20 protein-coding genes are annotated in these 22,059 nt (G+C 53.4%); 4 read left to right on the top strand and 16 right to left on the bottom strand.

Annotated features, from left to right (window positions below):
• Position 1 precedes the first annotated feature (1 nt).
• Both HMPREF1141_RS12565 and HMPREF1141_RS12560 read left to right on the top strand, forming a co-directional pair.
• Positions 2 to 1,477, top strand: coding sequence for a DUF4340 domain-containing protein (locus tag HMPREF1141_RS12565; RefSeq protein WP_009064869.1), 1,476 nt, complete (start codon positions 2 to 4; stop codon positions 1,475 to 1,477).
• Between the two features lie 136 nt (positions 1,478 to 1,613).
• A complete protein-coding gene (locus HMPREF1141_RS12560; protein ID WP_009064912.1) occupies positions 1,614 to 2,153 on the top strand; it encodes a GNAT family N-acetyltransferase in 540 nt (179 codons plus the stop codon).
• 127 nt (positions 2,154 to 2,280) lie between these two features.
• On the opposite strand, the gene HMPREF1141_RS12555 is transcribed toward HMPREF1141_RS12560, so the two are convergent.
• Together HMPREF1141_RS12555 and HMPREF1141_RS12550 are read right to left on the bottom strand one after the other, a co-directional pair.
• On the bottom strand, positions 2,281 to 2,934 hold the full coding sequence (locus HMPREF1141_RS12555; protein ID WP_035317102.1) for a lysozyme inhibitor LprI family protein: 654 nt from the start codon (positions 2,932 to 2,934) through the stop codon (positions 2,281 to 2,283).
• Positions 2,935 to 3,060: 126 nt separating this feature from the next.
• On the bottom strand, positions 3,061 to 3,903 hold the full coding sequence (locus HMPREF1141_RS12550; protein WP_009064932.1) for a M14 family metallocarboxypeptidase: 843 nt from the start codon (positions 3,901 to 3,903) through the stop codon (positions 3,061 to 3,063).
• 248 nt (positions 3,904 to 4,151) lie between these two features.
• Between HMPREF1141_RS12550 and HMPREF1141_RS12545 the strand changes: the two genes are divergently transcribed.
• Positions 4,152 to 4,721 carry an NUDIX hydrolase gene (locus HMPREF1141_RS12545; protein WP_009064842.1) on the top strand — a complete coding sequence of 190 codons (570 nt, stop codon included), beginning with the start codon at positions 4,152 to 4,154 and terminating at the stop codon, positions 4,719 to 4,721.
• 207 nt (positions 4,722 to 4,928) lie between these two features.
• On the opposite strand, the gene HMPREF1141_RS12540 is transcribed toward HMPREF1141_RS12545, so the two are convergent.
• The 3 genes from HMPREF1141_RS12540 to HMPREF1141_RS12530 all read right to left on the bottom strand — a co-directional run bounded on the left by HMPREF1141_RS12540 (position 4,929) and on the right by HMPREF1141_RS12530 (position 9,408).
• On the bottom strand, positions 4,929 to 6,074 hold the full coding sequence (locus HMPREF1141_RS12540; RefSeq protein ID WP_009064941.1) for an aldo/keto reductase: 1,146 nt from the start codon (positions 6,072 to 6,074) through the stop codon (positions 4,929 to 4,931).
• Between the two features lie 271 nt (positions 6,075 to 6,345).
• Positions 6,346 to 7,677, bottom strand: coding sequence for a TRAP transporter large permease subunit (locus HMPREF1141_RS12535; RefSeq protein ID WP_009064968.1), 1,332 nt, complete (start codon positions 7,675 to 7,677; stop codon positions 6,346 to 6,348).
• Between the two features lie 138 nt (positions 7,678 to 7,815).
• The gene (locus HMPREF1141_RS12530; protein WP_035317092.1) at positions 7,816 to 9,408 is read right to left on the bottom strand and encodes a D-aminoacylase; all 1,593 of its coding nucleotides are present in this window, start codon (positions 9,406 to 9,408) and stop codon (positions 7,816 to 7,818) included.
• 755 nt (positions 9,409 to 10,163) lie between these two features.
• On the opposite strand from HMPREF1141_RS12530, the gene HMPREF1141_RS12525 reads away from it, so the two are divergent.
• The gene (locus tag HMPREF1141_RS12525) at positions 10,164 to 10,901 is read left to right on the top strand and encodes a DUF3870 domain-containing protein (protein ID WP_009064904.1); all 738 of its coding nucleotides are present in this window, start codon (positions 10,164 to 10,166) and stop codon (positions 10,899 to 10,901) included.
• Here HMPREF1141_RS12525 and HMPREF1141_RS12520 read toward each other — a convergent pair.
• From HMPREF1141_RS12520 to dnaN, 11 genes are all read right to left on the bottom strand, one after another.
• Positions 10,890 to 11,843, bottom strand: coding sequence for an alpha/beta hydrolase (locus HMPREF1141_RS12520; RefSeq protein WP_242824609.1), 954 nt, complete (start codon positions 11,841 to 11,843; stop codon positions 10,890 to 10,892). The two genes, HMPREF1141_RS12525 and HMPREF1141_RS12520, sit on opposite strands and share 12 nt — an antisense overlap.
• A 423-nt stretch (positions 11,844 to 12,266) precedes the next feature.
• The gene (gene gyrA, locus HMPREF1141_RS12515) at positions 12,267 to 14,819 is read right to left on the bottom strand and encodes a DNA gyrase subunit A (protein ID WP_009064945.1); all 2,553 of its coding nucleotides are present in this window, start codon (positions 14,817 to 14,819) and stop codon (positions 12,267 to 12,269) included.
• Positions 14,820 to 15,380: a YcxB family protein gene (locus HMPREF1141_RS12510; RefSeq protein WP_009064952.1), complete on the bottom strand. Its 561-nt coding sequence runs from the start codon at positions 15,378 to 15,380 to the stop codon at positions 14,820 to 14,822.
• Positions 15,377 to 15,955 (bottom strand): YcxB family protein, encoded by a 579-nt coding sequence (locus HMPREF1141_RS12505; RefSeq protein ID WP_009064851.1) that lies wholly within the window; start codon positions 15,953 to 15,955, stop codon positions 15,377 to 15,379. The genes HMPREF1141_RS12510 and HMPREF1141_RS12505 overlap by 4 nt, the downstream gene beginning before the upstream one ends.
• A 50-nt stretch (positions 15,956 to 16,005) precedes the next feature.
• A complete protein-coding gene (locus tag HMPREF1141_RS12500; RefSeq protein WP_009064937.1) occupies positions 16,006 to 16,644 on the bottom strand; it encodes a hypothetical protein in 639 nt (212 codons plus the stop codon).
• Between the two features lie 56 nt (positions 16,645 to 16,700).
• A complete protein-coding gene (gyrB, locus tag HMPREF1141_RS12495; RefSeq protein ID WP_009064885.1) occupies positions 16,701 to 18,644 on the bottom strand; it encodes a DNA topoisomerase (ATP-hydrolyzing) subunit B in 1,944 nt (647 codons plus the stop codon).
• A gap of 36 nt (positions 18,645 to 18,680) precedes the next feature.
• The gene (locus HMPREF1141_RS12490) at positions 18,681 to 19,091 is read right to left on the bottom strand and encodes a hypothetical protein (RefSeq protein ID WP_009064930.1); all 411 of its coding nucleotides are present in this window, start codon (positions 19,089 to 19,091) and stop codon (positions 18,681 to 18,683) included.
• A gap of 48 nt (positions 19,092 to 19,139) precedes the next feature.
• Positions 19,140 to 19,412, bottom strand: coding sequence for an extracellular matrix/biofilm biosynthesis regulator RemA family protein (locus tag HMPREF1141_RS12485; RefSeq protein WP_009064926.1), 273 nt, complete (start codon positions 19,410 to 19,412; stop codon positions 19,140 to 19,142).
• Positions 19,413 to 19,423: 11 nt separating this feature from the next.
• Positions 19,424 to 20,527 (bottom strand): DNA replication/repair protein RecF, encoded by a 1,104-nt coding sequence (recF, locus tag HMPREF1141_RS12480; RefSeq protein ID WP_009064962.1) that lies wholly within the window; start codon positions 20,525 to 20,527, stop codon positions 19,424 to 19,426.
• A complete protein-coding gene (locus HMPREF1141_RS12475) occupies positions 20,524 to 20,736 on the bottom strand; it encodes an RNA-binding S4 domain-containing protein (protein WP_009064943.1) in 213 nt (70 codons plus the stop codon). The genes recF and HMPREF1141_RS12475 overlap by 4 nt, the downstream gene beginning before the upstream one ends.
• Before the next feature lie 16 nt (positions 20,737 to 20,752).
• Positions 20,753 to 21,859: a DNA polymerase III subunit beta gene (gene dnaN / locus HMPREF1141_RS12470; protein ID WP_009064971.1), complete on the bottom strand. Its 1,107-nt coding sequence runs from the start codon at positions 21,857 to 21,859 to the stop codon at positions 20,753 to 20,755.
• Positions 21,860 to 22,059 lie beyond the last annotated feature (200 nt).

The following is a 22,059-nucleotide window of genomic DNA, read 5'->3' as shown; positions in this document are numbered from 1 at the left end:
TATGAAACACACTACTAGAAATCTACTGGTGACGGCGGCGGTGCTCGTCGTGCTGGGCGGCGCCTTCGCCGCTTTGAAGCTGACCGAGAAGGAGCCGGAAACGGCTTCTTCCGCAGCCGACGATACCGCGATCAGCCTGCTCTCCAAACAAATTGAGGACGTGCAGTCGATGCAGGTCAAAAATAAAAACGGCGGCTTTGTGATCGTACCCAAAACGACGACCGAAAGCGCCGCCTCCGGCACCTCCTCCACCCACACCACCTATACGGTGCAGGGGCTGGAGGGCCTTCCCCTGTATGAAACCGCGGCAGAAAACGTGGTAAAGGACGGTTTCAGCCTGGTCGCGTCCAAAAACGTGGGTTCTGTAAGCAGCCTTAAGGACTATGGCCTGGATAACCCCACCGCTGAGGTACAGGTAAATTTTAAGGACGGCACGAGCTTCGATTATCTGCTGGGCAATGAAGCAGCCGGTTCCGATGGCTACTACATGGCCGGGAAAGACTCCGACAACGTCTATGTCGTATCCGTTGACGGCGGCATGTTCAACGGCGTCAAGGATTTTGTGCAGAAAGAGCTGTACTCCCTCACGGACGCCAGCAGCGGGCAGGAAACCCCCGCCATTGACTTTATTTCACTCAACAGTACCCATCTGGGCGAACAGCTGAACATTACCAGCAAAAACAGCTCGGTCACCGTTTCGGACGGGAAACAGAGCGTATCGGTGGACGATACCCAGTATTCTACCCTGGCCACTGCCATCTCGACCGTAACGGCGGATGAGGTAACGGCAATTCACCCCACAGCAGAGCAGATCAAGCAGTACGGATTGGATACGCCCTCCATGACGCTGTCGTTTACAGCCGACAAACACTCGCATACGCTGAAGGCCGGCAACACGGAAAACGGGATGCGGTATATCATGGCCGACAACATCGACGCCATCTTCGGCATCAAGGAGGAGACCGCTTCCATCTGGGCTACGGCGACGCTATTCAGTCTGCGCAGTAAATTTGTTCAGATCCCCAACATTATCGATGTCAGCGGACTGGACGTAACAGCGGACAGCAAGACGTATACGTTTGAAAAGGCCCGTACGAAAAATACCTCAAAATCCACCGAAGACAGCGAGGTCTACGATTATACCGTCACCTGCAACGGCAAGGCGGTCACGTATGAGCCGAACTTCCAGAAGTATTACCAGAACGTTGTGGCGGTGCAGCTTCTGGAGGAGGCAAATGCGGATTCCGACGGCGTGGCAAACGCCATGAACGGCCAGCCGGCCTACACGGTGCGCTTCCGCTTTTACGATGCTGCCAAAAAGCCGGTCACGGTACAGTATTATATCGTCGGCGACCGGCGTTACCTGGCGGTTGTAGATAACGTTCCCCTGGGGCTTGTAACCGAGACAAACGTCACCGGCCTGATCGCAGACACCGCCACCGTTGCCGAAAACGGCGTGGTGCAGGCAGGGCTGTAAGCGCAGAAAACGGATCGTTCCTTCACTTGGAAAGCAATTTGATGCTGAAATGTTTGTTTGGTGCCCATTTTTAAAAAGGAATCAGACAAATTGCCTTCTTTCCGCAACATTCCTAATAAGGAAGGGAGCTGCCGCTATGGAGTTTAGAAAAGCGCGGGCAGGGGATTTTCCCAGCGTAAAAAATCTGTACACAGAGGTTATCAATGAGCTTGACAGAACCATCAATTACCCAAAGTGGGTAAACGGGCTGTATCCCTCCGAACCCCTTTTCATTGGGGCAATCGAAAAAGGTTGGCTGTTTTTACTGACCGACAGGGAAGACGTGATCGGCTCCGTCATTTTAAATTGTTTCCCTACCGGCGAATACCCTACCATCACATGGCAGCGGGAGCTTGCGCCGGAACAGGTTCTGAATATTCACACGTTTGCTATCCATCCCCATTTTTCCGGCAAAGGCGTGGGCAGCAAAATGATCGGGGCGATCAAGGAATACGCGAAGCAGGACGGGTATCAATCCATTCGGCTGGAGGTATTTCGGGGCAATGATCCGGCAAGGCGCCTGTATGAAAAAAATGATTTTGCTTTTGTTGATACGGTAGATATCGGAGACAGCATTTATCGGCAGCTCGGAATCAAAGACGTCAATATCTTCGACCTTTACGAGTTCGTTTTATAATACAAAAATTATTTTTCTGCTGCTCGTAAAAACATTCTGCTGATGCAGATTGGCTGAGACCCACAAAAAAACCAGCCTGCGGTTTGTTCTCTTCACCGCAGGCTGGTTTTTTATATAAGGAAAGAAATTACTTTTTCGCGGAATAGGCATAAGTGAATTTTGCGTCATGTGTATACAGGTTCTTGTAGATCGCGGCGGCGCGTTCCCTGTAGAATTCCATGGTCTCGCCGGAAGCCTCCAGTTGTGCCATCGCTCCCGCGCTCTGTGCCTTTTCAGTGATTTTTTTCAAATCATCAGGCGTGCCCTTTACCCATTTTTCCTGGCGGTTCTGGTAGCTCTTCTTTTTACTATCGGGAGCCTTTGCCAGCAGCTTCTTGTAGCCGGAATCGATTTCCGTCTGCCAGAGCTTTGTGTACTTTTCATTGACCTTGATCATGTCGGCGGTAGAGGTAGCCTTTTCCATCTCGGCCAGATACGCCTTGTCGATCGGGTTGTTTACGAACAGCTTGTTGAACTCTTTGTTGCTCGTAACGATATTCTTCAAAGAGGTCGCCTTATCATCCGGGCCGGACGACGCCGCAGACGATGTGCCGGACGACGACGATGCTGCCGAAGACGGGGAACTGGACGACGCTTTTGACGGCGCCTGAGATTCCGGCGCAGACAGCGTCGGTTCCGACGCGAGGGACGATGTGTCCTCCGGAGTCTTATTACACCCAAAAAATACCGAAAAAACCATTATCGAAGCGATCAGCAATGATGCTGTTTTCATTTTCTTCATCACCATGACATCCTTTCCAAAGTAAATTTCCAAACGCTTCTCGTTTTGGTGGCAAATTTACTTTACCATAACATCCTCTATCTTGCAATCACACAAACCTGAAAAAAATCTTACTAGAATCTTAAGCTACAAATGGAGCGCCAAAACCAGCATTGGTTCCAGCTGTTGATAGATCGGCTCAAATTGTTCAATCGGCAGCGGATTTTCGCCCATGCCAACCTCCACCGTGAACGCGGGGCGCCGCAGGCAGTCGATAAACCAGTCCTTAAAGCCGCCGCCCACTGCCAGACCCTCCGGCTTTGCCACCTGGTATCTCGCCGCGTCGGCCATCCTTTGCGCCATCTCCAGCGAGCAGGGTGGGGTATGTTCTCCAAAATCATAATAAATCACTTCGCCCTGGCTGTGAAACGCCAGCGCCTGGCAAAAGCAATGCCGTCGGCACAGATGGGTCATCGCGGCGGTTTCCGGTTCGCTTTCCGGGCAGGGTCCGCCATAGCGCGTAGGACCGGGCCCAGTGATGCCGGATTCAATCTCCAGCTCGCGCAGTTCACACCATCCGGCATCAAAATTGTGGTTGATGTCTACGCCGCGGGCGTTGGCCTGCCACCGCTTTTCCGGATTGCACAGCTGAATCGCCACTCCGTCGGGATTCACGCAGGGAATGATGCAAAGCCCTCGTTTCTGCAGCAGCGCTGTCACGTCTTCGCCGGCCAGCGGTACGTGGTCACGCAGCGCCTCACATAATCCGCGGGCAAACCGCAGCAAAATCATCGTGGTGATCCATTCCATTCCGTGAAACGCGCCCGCAAACAGTACCCTTTCCGCAGAGGTACCGACCGAAAACGAAAAAATCTGCCGGCTGCACACGCTGCATCCAATTGAACCCACCCTCGCAAACGGAAATCTTCCCAGCTCCTGCATTTGCTGCTTTAAAATACAATAATCCGGCGGCATGAGCTGCTGCTCCATCGTATGACCCCCTTTTTTCTGGTAATTCCAGTATAAGCGACGCTCCGCCAAAAACTTTGTCGCAGGCAGGCCGATCAGATTTGATTCTATGGAAAAGATCCGCTATAATAAAAAGAAAGTTCTTCGCGGCTGAGAGAGCATGATAAGCACATGTATCAAGTGTTTTTTAAAAAGGATCTTCGCAGCCATTATCATGCTATCATCAATAGAAAGTACAGGCGCCAAACAGGCTATGGAGGGATTCATCAATGAAGCTTTCAGAAAAAACCTTACAGCAGGAATATCGCTATCGGGGCAAAATCGTCAATCTGCGGGTTGACCAGGCTCTGCTCGAAAATGGCGCCACCGCGCTGCGCGAGGTAGTGGAGCATCCGGGCGGCGTATGCGTCGGCGCGCTGACGGAGAAAAATGAGCTGCTGTTTGTACGGCAGTTCCGCTACCCTTACGGAGAGGTGGTAACGGAGCTCCCCGCCGGAAAGCTGGAACGCGGAGAAGACCCTTTGGAAGCCGGGAAACGGGAGCTGCTGGAGGAAACGGGAGTCATTGGAAAGGATTACCAGTTTCTGGGTGATTTATACCCGTCGCCGGGCTACTGCGATGAAATTATCCGGCTTTATTTCTGCCGTGTGGATACCATCGGGCAGAGCCGCCCGGATGAGGGCGAGTTCTTGGAGGCGGAGCGCATTCCGCTGGAGCAGGCCGTACAGCTGGTGCTGGAAAACAAGCTGCCCGACGCGAAAACCCAGACGATTATTTTAAAGATCGATGCGCTGCTGCGCGCCGGAAAACTATCATACCAATCTAAAATCGAAAGCTGAAAGGTCAAGCCTGTTTTCCCCGCCTTCGGCGGGGAAAACAGGCGATTCACAATTCCATTCTTTTATATAGAGACCTTCATCAAACAAAAAAGTTTTCCACGAAACCCGGGTAATTCGTGGAAAACTTTTTCGTTTCTTTATTCTGTTTCGCTTCTATCGCAGAAAAAACTGCAAGGAATTGCTACGTCTGCGTTTTGCTTGCCGTATTTAAGCAGATTGTGTTTCAAACACATTCGCTACCTTCCGCAGCCACTTTGTGATCTCGATATGCTGGGGACAGCTCTGCTCACACTTCTTGCACCCGATGCAATCCGAGGCTTTGCCGAAGGTTTTGGTCATGTTGGTATAGTACAGCTCGTTGATCGTCCACCGGTTGGGATCACCGGTGCGGAGTTTCTCACGGTTATCCATATTATACATGGAAAAGTATTTGGGAATCGCAATGTTCTTGGGACACCCTTTCACACAGTATTCGCAGGCCGTACAGGGGATCGCGATCGTTTCCTGAATGGATTTGACCACCTGATGCAAAAGTGCCTGCTCGTCCTCGCTCAGCGGCTCGAAATTCTGCATATAGCCCGTGTTGTCGAGCAGCTGCTCCATGTTGGACATTCCGCTCAGCACCATCATTACACCCTCCAGGCCGGCGGCAAAACGAATAGCCCACGACGGCAGCGACTGCTCCGGTTGATGCTCCTTTAAAAGCTGCTCCGCCCGCTCCGGCAGCGCGGCAAGCATTCCACCCTTCACAGGCTCCATGACGATGACCGGCTTGCCGTGCTTTCGCGCTACCTCCCAGCACCGACGTGACTGGACGCTCTGGCTTTCCCAGTCCATATAGTTGATCTGCAGCTGAACAAACTCAGTCTCTGGGTGCGCGGTCAAAATTTCATCCAGCAGCTCCGGCGTATCGTGGAAGGAAAATCCCATATGACGGATTTTCCCTTCTTCCTTTTTCTTTTGGACAAACGCAAAGCTGTCGAACCGTTTGACCGCCTCATAATAGGATACGTTCAAATTGTGCAGCAGATAATAATCAAAATACTCCACGCCGCAGTTTTCCAGCTGTTCCTCAAAAATCCGCTCCTGATCGCCCTCGTTTTTCAGGAACATGGACGGCAGCTTTGTCGCAAGAGTAAATTTGCTTCTGTCGTGCCGTTTCACCAGCGTTTCGCGGATTGCCTTTTCACTTTGCCCGCCGTGATACATATAAGCCGTATCGAAATAAGTAAAGCCTCTCTCCAGAAAAGCGTCCACCATCTGATTCACAGCGTCCAGGTCGATGCTGGCCGGATCGTTTTGGTCCTTCAGAGGCAAGCGCATTAATCCAAAGCCCAGTTTTTTTGTAGCCATACGAACAACCCCCTGTTGATTTTCTGATTCCAAGGAGGAAGGCGCACCGGAACACCGTGCCTGTCTTCCGCCTGTTTTTGTGATTGTAACCTCAGTATACTATATAGAGTGTACTCTAAGTCAAGTATTGTGAAAAAGGAATTTTGCGATGGGCTGAGCCTGTACGCCCATCGCGCAGCGGCAGACGAAAGAGCCGCGGGAATGATCCCGCGGCTCTTCCTGTAGGAGAAATTTTTAGAATGGCTGTTTTGAACCATGAAAAGGAATCGGCTTATGTTAGAATCATCGGCCCGATAAACGCCCAGATCAGGATGAACACCACAACGGTCCCCGAAGCGATCCACGAGGCCTGGAGCATCTCTTTGGTGTTGTTGGAGTGCGCGATGCCAAGCTGGCCGATCATATTGGTGGTGGGGTACACGGAGCCGGTCAGGCGGGTTGCCGCCAGAATCGAGATTGCGAACATGCTCATCGGCAGGCCCGCAGAGATTGCCGCCGCGCCGAACATCTCGGCGATGATCTTGATTTCCGCCACGGCTGCCGCTTCAATCCCGAAGCCGCCGACAACGGACGCGATCAGCATGACCGCAGTGGGGCTGTCGCCCGCGACATTGCCCAGCAGATTCGAAAGCGCGTCAAAGCCGCCGCCAAGCGTTACCAGGTTCAGCAGGACATCGATGGTGACGAACACAACAAACATATGCGCCTGGCTCGCGATGCCCTTACACAATGAGCCAACGGCATGGTCGATGTCGATGCGCGCGAACAAGCTGATGACAACCGCCAGCAGGATCATCACGATCAGAGCGTAGTTGGTTCCCTGCTTGGTCATGATTCCGTACGCGACCAGCAGCACAAAGGAAGCCAAAAACGCGATGGTGGTCAGGCGCTCTTTGGGGGTGATCACGATATCGTCCAGATTCGTGATGCCGTCGCCAAGCTCATATTTTTCTTTGCCCTCGGTGCGCTTCTGGGTACGCTTTACCGCAAACCACATGCCGCCCAGCCAGAAAAGGGAGAATGGAATCGCCGCGCCGATCATCAGCTGGCCGTAAGAAAGGTTTGTCACTTCCATCGTGATGAGGGTCACGCCGGTCAGCGGCCCTAACATCAGGCCGATTTCACCGGATACCTTAAACAGAGCTGCCACCACGGTAGGGGTGATGCCGAGCGACGCCATAACCGGGATCATGATGGGGGCGATGACCGCATTACCGCCGCCGAGTGTTCCCAGCAGGCCGCAGATGAGAATGGAACAGATGATCAGTGCGATTTTTGCCTTCGTCTGCGTGTTCACGCCGATGCCCTTGACGATCCAGTACACCAGCGTGTGGGTGACTCTGGTTTCCGTCATCAGCACACCAAGCCCGGCGCCGGTCATGATGATGACACCGATCAGCGCCGTGGTCGAGCCAAGGCTTTGCGCAAAGGCTGCGGCCAGCATTTTCAGGTCCTGGCCCATCATGATTGCCGCGATGGCAATACCCACGATGATACCAGAGGTGTTGTCTTTCCCCATGAACACCATTACGATGTAAATGACCAGGGGAATCAGTGCCAGCAGGGATGGGGCGGAAAACAGTGCCCAACTACCCATTTCCATAAAATATACCTCCTTCTATTCTGATGCCATATCGGCAATGGATGGAATGAGAAAAAGCAGGATGGTCGCTTTCAAACCATGTTAACAATGGATAGGGTTCTGAAACGAACAGAACGCTTCTTTACCGCAATACCATATTTATGTTGTGTGCAGAAGAATTTTTCCGGATTTGGAAGCGGTGCGTTCACCATTTTTCAGGGCCGGAACGCCGCCGACAATCACATGGGTAATCCCTGCCGGCTTTTGAATGGAATCGAGATAGGTACAGCGATCCTCTACGGCGTTTTCGTCAAAAACGGTAATATCCGCCGCCTTGCCCGGCGCGATCACGCCGCGGTCGGTAAGGCCGAGGATTTCTGCAGACAGTCCGGTCATCTTGTATACCGCGTCCTCCAGCGGCATCAGCCGATGCTCTCGCACCGTCTGGAGGAAACGGGGGAAGGTGCCATAGCTGCGTGGGTGCACCTTCACATCCATTACAGCGCTGTCGAACGGATAGTTGACGCCGTCGCTGCCCACCGCGATACGCATATCCTTCATAATACGGAGCATATCCTCCTGGTTCAGACAGAAATAGTTGCAGGCCACGGTGCCCTGGCTCTTTACCAGGCAGCGGGCCGCCGCTTCCTCGGGCGGGCAGCCCAGAAGCTTTGAAAGCTCTGCCAGATTTCTGCCGTTGGCTTCGGGCATACGGTCCATGGTAGAAACGATCATCACCGCCTCGGCTCCACCGCGATTCTCCATTTCGGCGCGGATTTCGGAAAGAAGCTGGGGAGTCGGCTCCACAAGCCGCTCCACCAGCCTTTGCACGCCGCCGTCGAACGCCCACTTGGGGCAAAGCGCCGTTAAACTGGTGGATGTGGCGGTGTACGGGTACTGGTCGCAGGTGATGGTAAGGCCCTCTGCGCGGGCATCCTCCAGTTTTTGGAGCAGCTCTTCCGCGCGCCCCCACTGCGGTTTTCCCATCAGCTTCAAATGTGAAATCTGCAGGTGTACGCCGGAGCGGCGGGTCATCTCGAGCATTTCGTCCACGGCCTCAAAGATCCGCGGGCCCTCACTGCGCATATGTACCGAAACAATGCCGTTGTGACGTTTTACGACCTTGGCCAGGGCCGCCATTTCATCTAGCTTGCCAAAGCTGCTCGGCGGGTAAATCAGCCCCAGCGACATGCCGAATGCACCTCGCTCCATCTCGCGGTCGAGCACCTGCTCCATCTGTTCCAGCTCCGCCGGTTCGGGATCGCGTAGTCCAAAGCCCATTACGCTGCCGCGCAGCGTACCGTGGCCAATGAGCATGCCGTAGTTGATCGACGGCGGCGCCTGTTCGGCCCGTTTGGCCACATCCGAAACAGAATCCTCGCGCAGCTCAAGGGCTCCCATCGGGACTGCCAGAGCCCCCTGATAATAGCGATTGATTTCTTCGCGGTACCGGTCGTTGCTCGGGATGGTGGAAATCCCGCAGTTGCCGGTAATTTCGAGCGTCACCCCCTGGAACAGCTTTGCCTGCGGCTCAAAATCCTGAATCAGCGGGCTTGCGTCGGAGTGCGTGTGAATATCGATAAACCCGGGCGCGACAATTTGCCCCTGTACATCCAGCACTTCCTTTGCTTCGCCCTCGAACCGCTCGCAGACAGCTACGATCACCCCGTCCTCCATGCAGATATCCGCCCACTTCGGTTTGGCACGCGTACCGTCTGCCAGTATCCCGTTCTTGATCACCAGATCATACAAAACCAAAACACCTCCTGTCAATTGTTTGGCGTCGGGCTTTCGCACCGCACGCCTGATCCCGCACAAGCAAGCTTATTAAAAAAGGCTAAGCTCTATTCCTTGCCGGGTTGGATGGTCCAATGTTCCCTCAGGCATCGAAAATTTTGTCTTGCTTTGTGCCGTGGGGTTATTATCATGGCGGCATGCCAGGATATTCCAAATAAGAACGCAAAAGGACCCTAACAGTTACAAAATAAATTGCAACGCATTAGGATCCTTTTTACTTTGAAACCGGGGGAAACCCGATCTCTGTAAATCAAATCATTTGCCTTTTTCAGTCATGATTTAGTTGTGTGTGGTTTGCCGTCCATCCGAAAAAACTCAAACCGAAAAGGTTGTTTCGGACTCCTCATTCCGAATGGGCGGCAGGAGCGTGGAAAAAATTTTTCAATAGAAGTCTTGCATATATTAATACCACAGTTGAATCACGCCGTCAATACTTAATCAATCATTTCGTATGAAGTATCAATAAATTATTGTTAAGCTTCAAAATATAACGCATTTTATCTAAAAAAATCAATATTATTAATCACAACTAACTTTATGACTAATCTATGAATGAATTTTACATTTCTGTAACTTTCATTTCGCGTGCTGACAGCGCTGTTCAGAATGCCCTGTGCGGCGATTGACTTTGCCCCTTTCATATGCTACCCTAAAAGCAGTTTAGGCCCGTAAAGCGTTCACAGGCGGCCATTTGAAAGGCAGGGAACAGGATGAAAAAAACCAACGGCCTGGTATACGTAACCGGGGTGGCAAGACCTACGCCGGAAAATCCGATTGCCGTTAATTACGACCGGCTTCTGGTGATTTTGATCTTTGAACCGGAAACCGGCGAGATCGTAGACGCAGAGGTAAACATGATCTGCAGTACCACCCGCAATTTTATAAAAAGCCTGCTCGTCGGCTACTGTTTGTATTCAGACATTCCGCAGATCATGGAAAATATTCAAAGCCGGTACTGGGGCCTTTCCCGCCGCGCGCTGATCGTATGCATGAAGGACGCGCTGGCAAAAGTGACCGACCGGCTGCGGCAGATGGGCCGTGAGGATCTTTTAAAAGGGAACGAAGGAAAGAAGGGAATCGTTGTGCAGCACAGAGAAGACACGATCTGCGTAGTGGGTTTTTCCAAAGCCGTCAATAAGAACCCTATTGTCATCGGCAACCAGCTTCTGATCGGCTCATTCCTGATCAAAACGACCACCGGTGAGATTCTGGACGTGCAGTTCAACACCATCTGTCCCAAAACCTCTGAATTTTTATCGCACCTGATTCTGGGCCTGAGCTTTTACACAGAGCTGGAGGAGATGATTCGGCGGATTCAGGACCAGTACTGGGAGGATTCCAACCGCGCAGTGATTACGATTCTGCGGGACGCGAACAATAAAGTGCTCAACTGGAAGCTGGAAAACGAAAAGAAGCGAGCAGGGCTCTCTGTGGATTCAACCCGCTGATAGAGATTTGCATGCAGACAGAAATACATCCGGATGTTCATAGTGAATATCGTGCCCGGACTTTCTATTGATTCTCTTGCAATTTGCGACCATGCTCTGAATCTGGTTGGCATCCTCATCGGTGTTGGCCGCATATAAGACGCCATCCTTTCCGTACTGTGTATTCGCCTTGAGATAGAGCACAGGGCACTTGATGCTCCTGAGAATGCTTTCCTGATCGATTCCCTCCAACCATGAGCCATCGTAAAACGTATCGCCAAATTTCGGATCATAGTTGTCCATATACAGCAGCATACGCAGCCATGTGTGCGGAACCCAGGAAATTTTAATCGGCTGGTCGGGATTTTGCTGTCTGTATTTTATTGCAGATCGAACGATTTTCCCCTGCAGACCCCCAAACAGGGAAAGAAGATAGCTGTTTTTCAGATAATAGAGGGGATAATCCGTGATGTCATCCTGACGTAAAAAGCTGTGTGTGATAACATATCCGTCATGCCAGGCAAATGCGCCTTTTCTCTCCTGTATCTCCTCCGGCGTAACACGGAAAAACGGAGGATCTTCCAGTATAAGCCCTTTGACCCATTCAGGCGCATTTGCCGCAATCCAGGCCGCAAGAATCCCACCGGAAGAGTGGCCGGAAAGATAACAGCTCTCTTTCACGACATTCTCTATAAACCAAAGGAACGCTTGCCCGTTTACCCGGCAGGAATACAAATTCGCGTTGTGGCTCGACTGCCCATGGCCGTAACAATCCGCTGCAAAAACATGAAACGATTTTGAAAGCTCCGGCAGTACGGTATCATAATTTTCCCACGCAACCGATTGCCCGTGAATCAAAAGCAGTGCCGGGCCGTTTTTAGGGCCTTCGCCGTAATTGATTACGGAGCCATCCGGAAGCGTAATCCGCTTTTCTTCAAAGCCCGCTTGCCATACTTTTTTCATAAGCCCTTCATCATAATGAAGATTATTGTGAAAATACCTGCTCACACCTAGGCCAGCCGCAGCAATCGTGAAAAAAGCCCCTACGACAGGTGTTTTTTTGCCTCTCTTTATTTTCCCAATCATTTTTCTTTCCTTCCTCAATGTTTGCCAGGCCTCGCAGTCATAAGCAGACATTTTGATCATATTATAAAAAATTTTGCTCTTACAATTTCAGATTTCCTTTGCATAGCTCCTATTTTATCCAATTTCAAGTGCTTTATCTATCGCTGGTATTTCATGATCGCTTTTTGTTAGCTCCTATCACAATACAGCTTTTTCTCTCTTCTTCGGAGAGAAAAGCATAAAGCGCCTGTTCCAGCAGAAAAGTTGGAACAGGCGCTTCTTTTTGTGCGCCCCGGTTTTTATTTGGGGGCGCTTTTTGCTTTATTCTTCCTCAGGAACATCCTCGTCCTCGGGAGCCGCCTCGTCGAGAACCTCTTCTTCCACCAGGTCTTCAGCGCTTTCGGCGGAACCGTCGTCCTCAATCAGGGAATCGTCGGTTTCTTCCTCATCGTCGTGGGGTGCTCTGGCCAGAGTGACCACGCGGTTCTCCACGCCGTTCACACGCATGACACGCACACCCTTGCTCGGGCGGGCACAGACGCGGATCGACGCCGCATGGATGCGGATGATGACGCCGTCGGAAGAAATGATAATCACGTCGTCGTCGGGGTCAACCACCTTGATGGAAGCCACGTCGCCGTATTTCTCCACGTGATAGTTCAGCAGACCCTTACCGCCGCGGGACTGCGTGCGGTAATCGGTGATGGGGGAAAGACGCCCATAGCCGGTTTCGGAAACAGTGAGCACCAATCCACCCTCGCGGATGGTGGAAAGCCCGGTAACGCAGTCGCCTTCCTTCAGCGTAATGGCCTTCACACCGCGGGCTGTACGGCCCATAGCGCGGACATCCGTTTCGCGGAAGCGGATAGACATACCCTTTTTCGTTGCAACAAGCATTTCGCGGTTGCCGTCGGTACGGCGAACCCAGCTCAGCGAATCGCCCTCGTCGAGATCGATGGCGATCACGCCGCCCTTGCGGGCTGTATTGTAAGCACTGAGCACGGTGCGCTTGATGATGCCGTTTTTCGTGACCATGACAAGGTAGCTTTCCTCGTCAAACTCCGGCACACGAACCATCGAGGTGACGCTTTCACCGGAGGAAAGCGGCAGCAGGTTCGCAATATTGATTCCCTTGCTGGTGCGGGAACCCTCCGGAACCTCGTAGCATTTCAGGCGGTACACACGGCCCAGATTCGAGAAGAACAGCACGTAGTCGTGGCTGTTGATGATGAACATTTCGGTCGCCACATCCTCCTCGCGGCGGGTCATGCCCGAAACACCGCGGCCGCCGCGGCGCTGAATGTGATACGTATCCACCTTCTGGCGCTTGACGTAGCCGAAGTTTGTCATGGTCAGAACGCACTCTTCCTGCGGAATCAGGTCTTCAATATCGACCTCGCCGCTGATCGTCGCAATTTCGGTGCGGCGTTCGTCGCCGAATTCGGCTTTGACTGCCAAAGCCTCTTCCTTGATGATGGCGAGCTGACGCGGTACATTCGCCAGAATATCTTCCAGATCGGCAATCTTGACCATCAGCGCGGCAAGCTCGTCCTCCAGCTTCTGGCGCTCGAGACCGGTCAGGCGGCCCAGCGGCATCTGTACGATGGCCTGGGTCTGGATGTCGTCCAGCTCAAAGCGCTCCGTCAGGCGCTCTTTCGCCATCGGGATGGACTTGGAGCTGCGGATGATGGAAATAACCTCGTCGATATTATCGATGGCAATCTGCAGACCGCGCAGAATATGGGCACGCTCCTGCGCCTTGCGCAGCTCGAACTGCGTGCGGCGCACAATGACGCTCTCCTGAAAACGGACATATTCCTGCAGGATTTCCTTGAGTGTCAGGGTCTTCGGCTCGCCGTCCACGATCGCGAGCATGATGACGCCGAAGGTGGTCTGCATCTGGGTGTAGGTATACAGGTGGTTCAGCACGATCTGCGGCGACGCGTCGCGCTTGACGTCGATCACGACGTGCATGCCGTTGCGGTCGGAGTGGTCTTCAATATTCGAGATACCCTCGATCCGCTTGTCCTTCACCAGATCGGCGATGGTTTCAATCAGCCGGGCCTTATTGACCTGATACGGCAACTCGGAAATAACGATCTTGAAGCGGCCGTTCTTTTCCTCTTCGATCTCGGCGCGGGCGCGCACGATGATGCGGCCGCGGCCGGTACCATATGCCGCGCGGATTCCGCTGCGGCCCATGATGATGCCGCCGGTGGGGAAGTCCGGCCCCTTGATGTGCTCCATGAGCTCTTCCATCGTCGCGTCGGGATTATCGATCAGCGCACACAGGCCGTCGATCACCTCGCACATGTTATGGGGCGGAATGTTCGTCGCCATGCCGACGGCGATACCGGTAGAGCCGTTGATCAGAATATTCGGGAACCGAACAGGCAGAACGACAGGCTCTTTCAAACGGTCGTCGTAGTTCGGACGGAAATCGACCGTGTCTTTTTCAATATCGGTGAGCATGCGCACGGCGGGCTTGCCGAGACGCGCCTCGGTATAACGGTAGGCAGCAGGCGGGTCACCGTCCACAGAGCCGAAGTTTCCGTGACCGTCTACCAGCATGTAGCGCATCGAGAAATCCTGTGCCAGACGCACCAGAGCGTCGTAAACCGACGCATCACCGTGCGGATGATACCTAGCCAGCACGGCGCCGACCGTATCCGCGCATTTGCGGTAGCCCTTTTCCGGCATCAGGCCGTTTTCAAACATGGTGTACAGAATTCTTCTGTGCACCGGCTTGAGGCCATCGCGCACATCGGGCAGCGCACGCGATATAATTACCGACATGGAATAATCCAGAAAGGATTGTTTCATCTCTTTTTCCAGGTCAACGTTAATCACCCGGTTTGTTTGCATTTCCTCCATTTATCGGACACCTTCCCGCTTGTAATTTTCGTTCCGTTTCAAAAGCTCCCGAACCTTCACCAGGTCCCAGGGGGGCAGCGCCCGCTTGGGCAGAACCCAAAGCTCGTTTTGTCCTGTATATAGTAAAAACATCTTTCCATCCTCATACACCTGGTACAGGTACGAATAGGGCAGCTGAACCCGGTACCGGTCTGTCTGGATGGACATGGTTTCTTCGTCAAATATCATTGTCTGGGCCAGCATGCGCTCCCCGTGCGTATCGTAGTACCGCTGCGCCTGATGCCGGATCAGCGCGGGCTGCCAGCTATCGATGGCAAAGCCGATCGCCGTGCCCAGCAGCACCATCAGGGTGGAAAGGATCCGGCTGTACCCGTTCACCGCGAAAAAGACACGCAGTACAATGCCGGTAACTACCAACAGAAACCCGGCCCAGCGAAGAAAATGAATTTCTGCCGAACGGCAGGCCGCACGCGCCGCAGCCTGCTTGCTGTTTACATAATCCTCCCGGGTCATCAGAAAGCTGACCACCGCCTGGTGGCCGCCCTGCTCCCGCCGGGTCATCGGAATCTCCCGCCGTTTTCCAGGTGGCAGCGCCCGGCAAACGTACTCCTCAGGTGTGCGCTCAGGCGCTCAGCCTGCTCGGGGGAAAGCACGCTTTTTTTCAGAATCAGCAGCGGACGGGAGATGCCGCCCCAAAGCACATAATACGCGTGCCCTTCCACACAGCCGGAAAAATCGGTCCAGAATTCACTCAGCGTTTCCGCATCGTTTTCCAGCACAATTCCGTTCTGATAAACCGAAATCTTGCCGGGAAGGCGCAGCAGCCTGCTGCTGCAGAACTGCAGCACCGAGCCGTGAAGACGCCGGCGTGGCTGCTCCCGCCAGAAATACAGCGCGAGCGCTAAAAAGAATACAATCGCACAAATCGGAACAACCGCCGTGGCGAACTGTGACAAATACCACGGGATCGCCGACGCTACCAGCACGGCGGCGCAAATACAGATGCCCGCCCGCACCCAGTACCGGCGAAAAGGGAACAGAGTATTTTCATACAGCAAAGCCGCCTGTGCGTAATCTTCCGCACTGAGCTGCTGCTCCAGAACCAAAACCGGGGCCTCGCGTGAAAGCTCCGCCATTTTCGCCGCCTCCTTTTCCAAAAATCAAATCTTTAACCAGATGATTTTGTTCATTCATATTTCTGCGTGCCGGCTGTGAGGATCGCAAGCACATCCGCACGGATCGCCGGGTCGATGCTGCGCTGGGGAATTACCAGGCTGCGCCCTTCACTGTGCAGCAGGATCAGCTGCTGGGTCAAATCCATCTTTGCCGTATCGTCCAGCGGTATGTTCCAGTGGTTGGTTCCCACCGCAATGGCAACCTCATCCGGATAAACAGCCACATTGACCTCTTCTCCCGTTGTCAGCTGTTTTGCCATTCCGTTCATGCGCAAACGCGGCGAAATCCAGACGAAAAAGCCTGCCAGTGCGCCCAGAAGCGCAATCCGGAGCAGCCGTCCGCCTTCCTCCGGCATAGCGATTCCCAGAACCAGGCAAACCACAACCACAGCGCCGACCAGCATCAGCCAGCGGATCTTCTTTTTGTAAGCGGGGCTATGACTCTCCTGTCGTCTGAGCGCCTCGTAAAATTCCTCGCGCCGAAGAACAAATGAAAAGCGCACACCTGTCTGCTGCTCCTCATACTCAGCGGCATCTTCATCCGCCACCAGGTTCAGCGTTTGAGAATTGCCCGGCTGCGAAGATTCCGGAGCTTCTTCCTGTTCCGCCTGATCGATCTCATTTGGCTGTGTTCGATGATTGTCGTCCATCTCTGATTTTCCTCCCGATTTTTGTTTGGCCGGTGCCCAAGCCGGGCGCCAGCAGGTTAAATATCCAGATTTGAAACAAATCTGGCGTTCTGCTCAATAAACAGTCTGCGGGGCTCCACTTTGTCGCCCATCAGAATGGTGAAGGTTTCGTCCGCTGCCGCGGCATCCTCCATCTCTACCTTGAGCATGGTACGGGTTTCCGGGTCCATGGTGGTCTCCCACAGCTGCTGGGCATCCATTTCACCAAGACCTTTATAGCGCTGAATATCATAGTTGGTACCGCCAAGCTCTGCCATAATGGCATCGCGCTGCTTATCGGAGTACGCATACCGGTGATTTTTTCCCCGGGTAATACGGTACAGCGGCGGCTGTGCCAGATAGATGTGGCCCTGCTCCACCAGCGGCCGCATAAAGCGGAAGAAAAAGGTGAGCAGCAACGTACGGATATGCGAGCCGTCGACATCGGCATCGGCCATGATGATGATCTTGCCGTACCGAAGCTTGCTCAGATCGAATTCCTCGCCAAGGCCGCAGCCGAGCGCGGTGACAACGGGCATCAGCTTTTCGTTGCCGTACACCTTGTCAAGGCGGGCCTTCTCCACGTTGAGCATCTTGCCCCAAAGGGGAAGAATCGCCTGGAATTTACGGTCGCGTCCGCCCTTGGCGGAGCCGCCCGCGGAGTCTCCCTCAACGATGTAAATTTCGGTTTCTTCCGGGTTGCGGGACTGACAGTCCGCAAGCTTACCGGGGAGTGCGGCGGATTCGAGCGCCGATTTGCGGCGAACCAGCTCCCTTGCCTTTTTGGCAGCCTCACGCGCTCTGGCGGCGGATAACGCCTTCTCAAAAATCGCGCGCGCGACGGAGGGGTTCTCCTCAAGATAGGTCGTCAGCTTATCGCTCATCATCTGCGAAACAAGACCGGCAATTTCCGTATTGCCAAGCCGCGCCTTCGTCTGGCCTTCGAACTGTGCTTCTTTCAGCTTGACGCTGATGATGACCGTCAGGCCCTCGCGCACATCCTCGCCGGAAAGATTTTTATCGTTTTCCTTTAGGATATTATATTTGCGGGCGTAGTCGTTCATGATTCTGGTTAAAGCACGCTTAAATCCGTCCTCATGCGTACCGCCGTCCGTGGTGTGAATATTGTTCGCGAACGACAGCATCAGCTCATTGTAGCTGTTGTTGTACTGCATCGCCACTTCGGCAGTGGCATTGTCGTCGGCCGCGACGGCGTCAAAGTAGATCACGTTCTCGTGAATGACCTCAAGGGAACGCTTTTTGTTCAGGTACTCGACAAAGCTGCGGATACCGCCTTCGTACTGGTACACATTGTGAACCAGGTGCTCCGGGTTACGGTCGTCGTCCAGCTCAATGTGAATGCCGGCATTCAAAAAGGCCTGTTCACGCAGACGATTCTGCAGAATATCGTATTCGAATTCGATGCTTTCCTGAAAAATTTCCGAATCCGGCTGAAAACGCACCACTGTACCGGTGTGATCGCTGTCACCCGTTCTCGTCAGCTCCGTCACAGCCACACCGCGCTCAAAACGCTGGCTGTAAACGCCGTCTTCGGTGAAGACTTCAACCTCCAGCCATTGGGAAAGCGCGTTTACCACCGACGCGCCGACGCCGTGCAGGCCGCCGGATACCTTGTATCCGCCGCCGCCGAATTTGCCGCCGGCATGCAGGATGGTAAATACGACCGTAACCGCAGAGATACCCGTTTTATGCTCGATTCCCACAGGAATACCGCGGCCGTTGTCCTCAACGCTGATGATGTTGCCCGGCAGAATCTTGACGATGATGCGATCGCAGAAGCCGGCCAGCGCCTCATCGATGGCGTTGTCCACAATTTCGTACACCAAATGATGCAGACCGCGCGGCCCGGTGGAACCGATGTACATACCGGGGCGTTTCCGGACTGCTTCGAGGCCTTCGAGAACCTGTATTTGATTTTCGTCGTAATTTTGGTCAGTTTGAGTGATTTCGCTAAACTCCAAGTAGAACCCTCCTATATATCAACAGATTGTAATCAGTTAAAAGCGTCTGAAAGAATGATTTTCATCGGGACCCTGACCGGAACGATTGCCCGGAGGATACGGCGGCGGTGTACCGGGCCGCGGCGGAGCCGGGGGCCGCTTGCGCATTCCCGGCTTTCTCAGCCGGACAAGGAACGGGGCGGCGAGAAAGAACAGAGCATAGGGGAGCGCCATGAGCAGCACCCCGTAAAACGGCAGGCCGCCGGTGACCAGGCGGAGCACCAGAAATACCACAACCGAGATGACCACTGCGATAGAGCCGAACATCGGCGCCGCGGTACTCAAAAACACACCGGAAAATCCGCCGCAGTTCGGGCAGCGGTATTCTCCCTCCTGCTTTAAAAACCAAGCTCTCACATAACCGACCTTCTGCCCGCAGTGGGGGCAAACCGGCAATTGCAGCTTCATAGGCCTTCGCCATTCCTTTCCTGTTTTCTTCCGCCCTCCGGCATTTTGCTACACATTCGAAAGGTTTTCCATAAACCTGCTTCGCTTAAGCAGCGTGGTGGAAGAAATCTGCGAAATATAGACCGTTATTTGTTCCGCTCTGTCACAGCAAAGCACAAAGGATTTCGGCATTTCCATACTGACGTTAACCACTTTGCCTTCCTTTTCCGCCTTTGCGAGGTATTCGCGGGTATATTTTGAAATCGTGGAATTTTCAAGATCGAAAATCCCGATGATGTCTTTCGTTTGAATGACGGTGTCCTGCCCCAGGTGGAGATACATAAAACACATCCTTACTGCCGGACGGTCAGCCGTCCCTGCTCCATCTCAAATCTTCCGCCGCCGGAATAGCGGGCTGCTGTTTCGGGGTCGCAGCACGTTAAAAACACCTGCTTTTCCCCAAGCTGATGCAAAAGAAAATCCTGCCGGCCGGAATCAAGCTCACTCATCACATCGTCAAGCAGAATCACCGGCGCTTCCCCGGAAAGAGTCTGCAGAAGCTCCGCCTCCGCCAGCTTTAACGCCAGCACACAAGAGCGCTGCTGGCCCTGCGAGCCGAAACTTCTCGCCTGCCGTTCATCCACCCGGATCTCCAGGTCGTCCCGGTGCGGGCCGACCGTCGTAAAGCCCGCGGAAAGATCTTCCCTGCGGGAGCGACCGAGCAGGTCGAACAAATACTGACGCCACTGCTCCTCTGTCTGCGGCTCTTCGCCGGAAACCGTGCGGTAACAGATAGAAAATCGCTCTCGCGCGCCCGAAATCCCTTCATAAACCCGCCGGGCCGGTTCGGAAAGCAGGCGGACATATTCACTTCGCTCCATAATCAGCCGCGCGCCGCGCTGGGCAAGCTTTTCATCCCAAATTTCAAGCGTATCGAGCAGCTCGGCGTGGCGGGGAATATCTTTCAGCAGCGCGTTTCTCTGTTGAAGCACCCGGTTATACTGGAACAAAAGCTTTGCGTACACCGGGCGAAGCTGGCACAGCGCGCCGTCCAGAAAAGAACGGCGCAAAGCGGGGCCGTCTTTTACCAGCGAAAGATGCTCCGGCGAAAAAATCACTGCCCGAAATTTTCCCACCAGCTCCATGACACCGCCATATTGTACACCGTTGATGGCGGCGGAGCGTTTTTTGTTCTGAATCGTCAGAACCGCGCTCTGGTCGCGCTCTTCACTAAAAAAATCGATCTGCAGCCGCGCGGCGTCCTGCCCAAAGGCAATCAGCTCGCTGTCGCGCGAGCCGCGGAACGATCGGCCGCCCGTAAACAGCCATAGCGCTTCGAGCAAATTGGTTTTTCCCTGCGCGTTCTGTCCAAAAATCACATTCATGCGTGGGTCAGGGAGAAACTCCCCCTCACGCAGATTGCGGTAGTGTAAAAACGAAAGCCGGCTGACGATCACAGGGTCTTCACCTCGTAGATATTTCCCTGATATTCCGCCCGGTCGCCCCCGCGCATTTTTTTACCGCGCATGGTGCAAACCTCGCCATTGACCAGAACCTCTCCGTTCTGAACAGCCAGCTTGGCATGGCCGCCGGTTTCCACCGCGCCCGCCAGCTTTAACAGTGCATCCAGACGGATAAACTCCGTATCAATTGAAATAATTTCCATAATTCCTCCTAAGCACTCAAACGCCGCTCTTCAATCGAACCGGCAAAACCAGGAACAAAAAGCTGTTGCCGTCCTTCGGGACGACCTTCATGGGGCTGAGCGCTCCGCTGAGCTGAATTTTTACCTCGTCGCATTCGGTATTGCGCAGCGCATCCAGAAGATACCGGTTGTTAAAGCCCATTTCGAGTGTTCCGCCGGTGCTCTGCGCTTCCAGTTCATCGCTGGCGCGGCCAATCGCCGTGGAGCAGGAGAGCTGAATCCGGCTTTCGTCGAACACGCAGCGCAGCGGGCTTTTCAGGCGGTCTGTAATCAGGAGCGAAACGCGCTCCACGCTGTCGATAAAGGTTCTGGTTTTTACCAGGATCTCTGTTGTGTGGGAAGCCGGAATCGCCGCCCGATAATCGAGGAATTCACCCTCGAGCAGGCGGGAAATCAGCGTATAGCTGCCAATCTGGAACAGGATATGCCTGCGACCGATCGACAACGCCAGATTTTCCTCATTTTCAGGAAGAAGCTTTAATACCTCGGAAAGGGTTTTTCCCGGAACAACAAAACTGGTGTCCTGATCACACGCAATCGGCTCCTCGCGAACCGCAAGACGGTAACCGTCCACAGAAATCAGGCGGATTTGATTTTCACTCAGCTCGAACAGCGTTCCGGTATGTACTGGTTTCATATCGCTTTCAGAAACAGCAAACAGAGTCTGGCGGATCATACTTTTCAAAATCCCATTCGGCACCTCGATCGAGGTTTCGCTCGAAACAGAGGGCAGCTCAGGATATTCTTCCGCCGGAATGCCCGCAATGGAGAATTCGCTGGCTCCGCTGATAATGGAAGCGACGTTCTTTTCATCGACCGAAAGCGAAACATCGTCGCCCGGTAAGCGACGCACAATGTCACCGAACAGACGGGCGGAAAGCACCACGCTGCCTGCTTGCTCAACCTGAGCCGGCAGGGTTGTCGTCATACCCAGCTCCAAATCATAGCCACACAGAAATAAATCAGACCCTTTTGTTTGCAAAAGGATTCCTTCCAGGGCTGGAATGGAGGATTTAGAGGAAACAGCCCGCTGAATATTCAACACTGCTTCCACCAATTCCTTGCGGTCGCATATTATCTTCATCGTTCTTACCACCTTACGTTATTTAGAGTAGAAATGATAGATATGATTTAGCGGTAGTAGTAGGGGATTCTGAAAAGTGGAAAAGCTGTGAGAAGTCAGAAGCACCAAGGAGCAAAGACCATTTTGTTTTCCAGAATCCATTGTGGAGTATTTGTTGAGAGTATTGAGAGATTTTTTGAGTTTTAACAGGCTGTTGAAAA

Origin of the sequence: Clostridium sp. MSTE9 (genome assembly GCF_000277625.1) — a bacterium.
Classification (GTDB): Bacteria; Bacillota; Clostridia; order Oscillospirales; family Acutalibacteraceae; genus Faecalispora; species Faecalispora jeddahensis.
This window is presented reverse-complemented; position numbering and strand designations above follow the sequence as displayed.

Excerpts from the sequence above, each read along its gene's own strand:
- HMPREF1141_RS12565 (WP_009064869.1), top strand. The coding sequence starts at position 2 with ATGAAACACACTACTAGAAATCTACTGGTGACGGCGGCGGTGCTCGTC.
- HMPREF1141_RS12510 (WP_009064952.1), bottom strand. The coding sequence starts at position 15,380 with ATGACCCGGCGGGAGCAGGGCGGCCACCAGGCGGTGGTCAGCTTTCTG.
- gyrA (WP_009064945.1), bottom strand. The coding sequence starts at position 14,819 with ATGGAGGAAATGCAAACAAACCGGGTGATTAACGTTGACCTGGAAAAA.
- HMPREF1141_RS12550 (WP_009064932.1), bottom strand. The coding sequence starts at position 3,903 with ATGGAGCAGCAGCTCATGCCGCCGGATTATTGTATTTTAAAGCAGCAA.
- HMPREF1141_RS12525 (WP_009064904.1), top strand. The coding sequence starts at position 10,164 with ATGAAAAAAACCAACGGCCTGGTATACGTAACCGGGGTGGCAAGACCT.
- HMPREF1141_RS12475 (WP_009064943.1), bottom strand. The coding sequence starts at position 20,736 with ATGGAAATTATTTCAATTGATACGGAGTTTATCCGTCTGGATGCACTG.
- HMPREF1141_RS12500 (WP_009064937.1), bottom strand. The coding sequence starts at position 16,644 with ATGGACGACAATCATCGAACACAGCCAAATGAGATCGATCAGGCGGAA.
- HMPREF1141_RS12520 (WP_242824609.1), bottom strand. The coding sequence starts at position 11,843 with ATGAAAAAAGTATGGCAAGCGGGCTTTGAAGAAAAGCGGATTACGCTT.
- HMPREF1141_RS12555 (WP_035317102.1), bottom strand. The coding sequence starts at position 2,934 with ATGAAGAAAATGAAAACAGCATCATTGCTGATCGCTTCGATAATGGTT.
- HMPREF1141_RS12560 (WP_009064912.1), top strand. The coding sequence starts at position 1,614 with ATGGAGTTTAGAAAAGCGCGGGCAGGGGATTTTCCCAGCGTAAAAAAT.
- HMPREF1141_RS12485 (WP_009064926.1), bottom strand. The coding sequence starts at position 19,412 with ATGTATCTCCACCTGGGGCAGGACACCGTCATTCAAACGAAAGACATC.
- HMPREF1141_RS12505 (WP_009064851.1), bottom strand. The coding sequence starts at position 15,955 with ATGGCGGAGCTTTCACGCGAGGCCCCGGTTTTGGTTCTGGAGCAGCAG.
- HMPREF1141_RS12540 (WP_009064941.1), bottom strand. The coding sequence starts at position 6,074 with ATGGCTACAAAAAAACTGGGCTTTGGATTAATGCGCTTGCCTCTGAAG.
- dnaN (WP_009064971.1), bottom strand. The coding sequence starts at position 21,859 with ATGAAGATAATATGCGACCGCAAGGAATTGGTGGAAGCAGTGTTGAAT.
- HMPREF1141_RS12535 (WP_009064968.1), bottom strand. The coding sequence starts at position 7,677 with ATGGAAATGGGTAGTTGGGCACTGTTTTCCGCCCCATCCCTGCTGGCA.
- HMPREF1141_RS12545 (WP_009064842.1), top strand. The coding sequence starts at position 4,152 with ATGAAGCTTTCAGAAAAAACCTTACAGCAGGAATATCGCTATCGGGGC.
- HMPREF1141_RS12490 (WP_009064930.1), bottom strand. The coding sequence starts at position 19,091 with ATGAAGCTGCAATTGCCGGTTTGCCCCCACTGCGGGCAGAAGGTCGGT.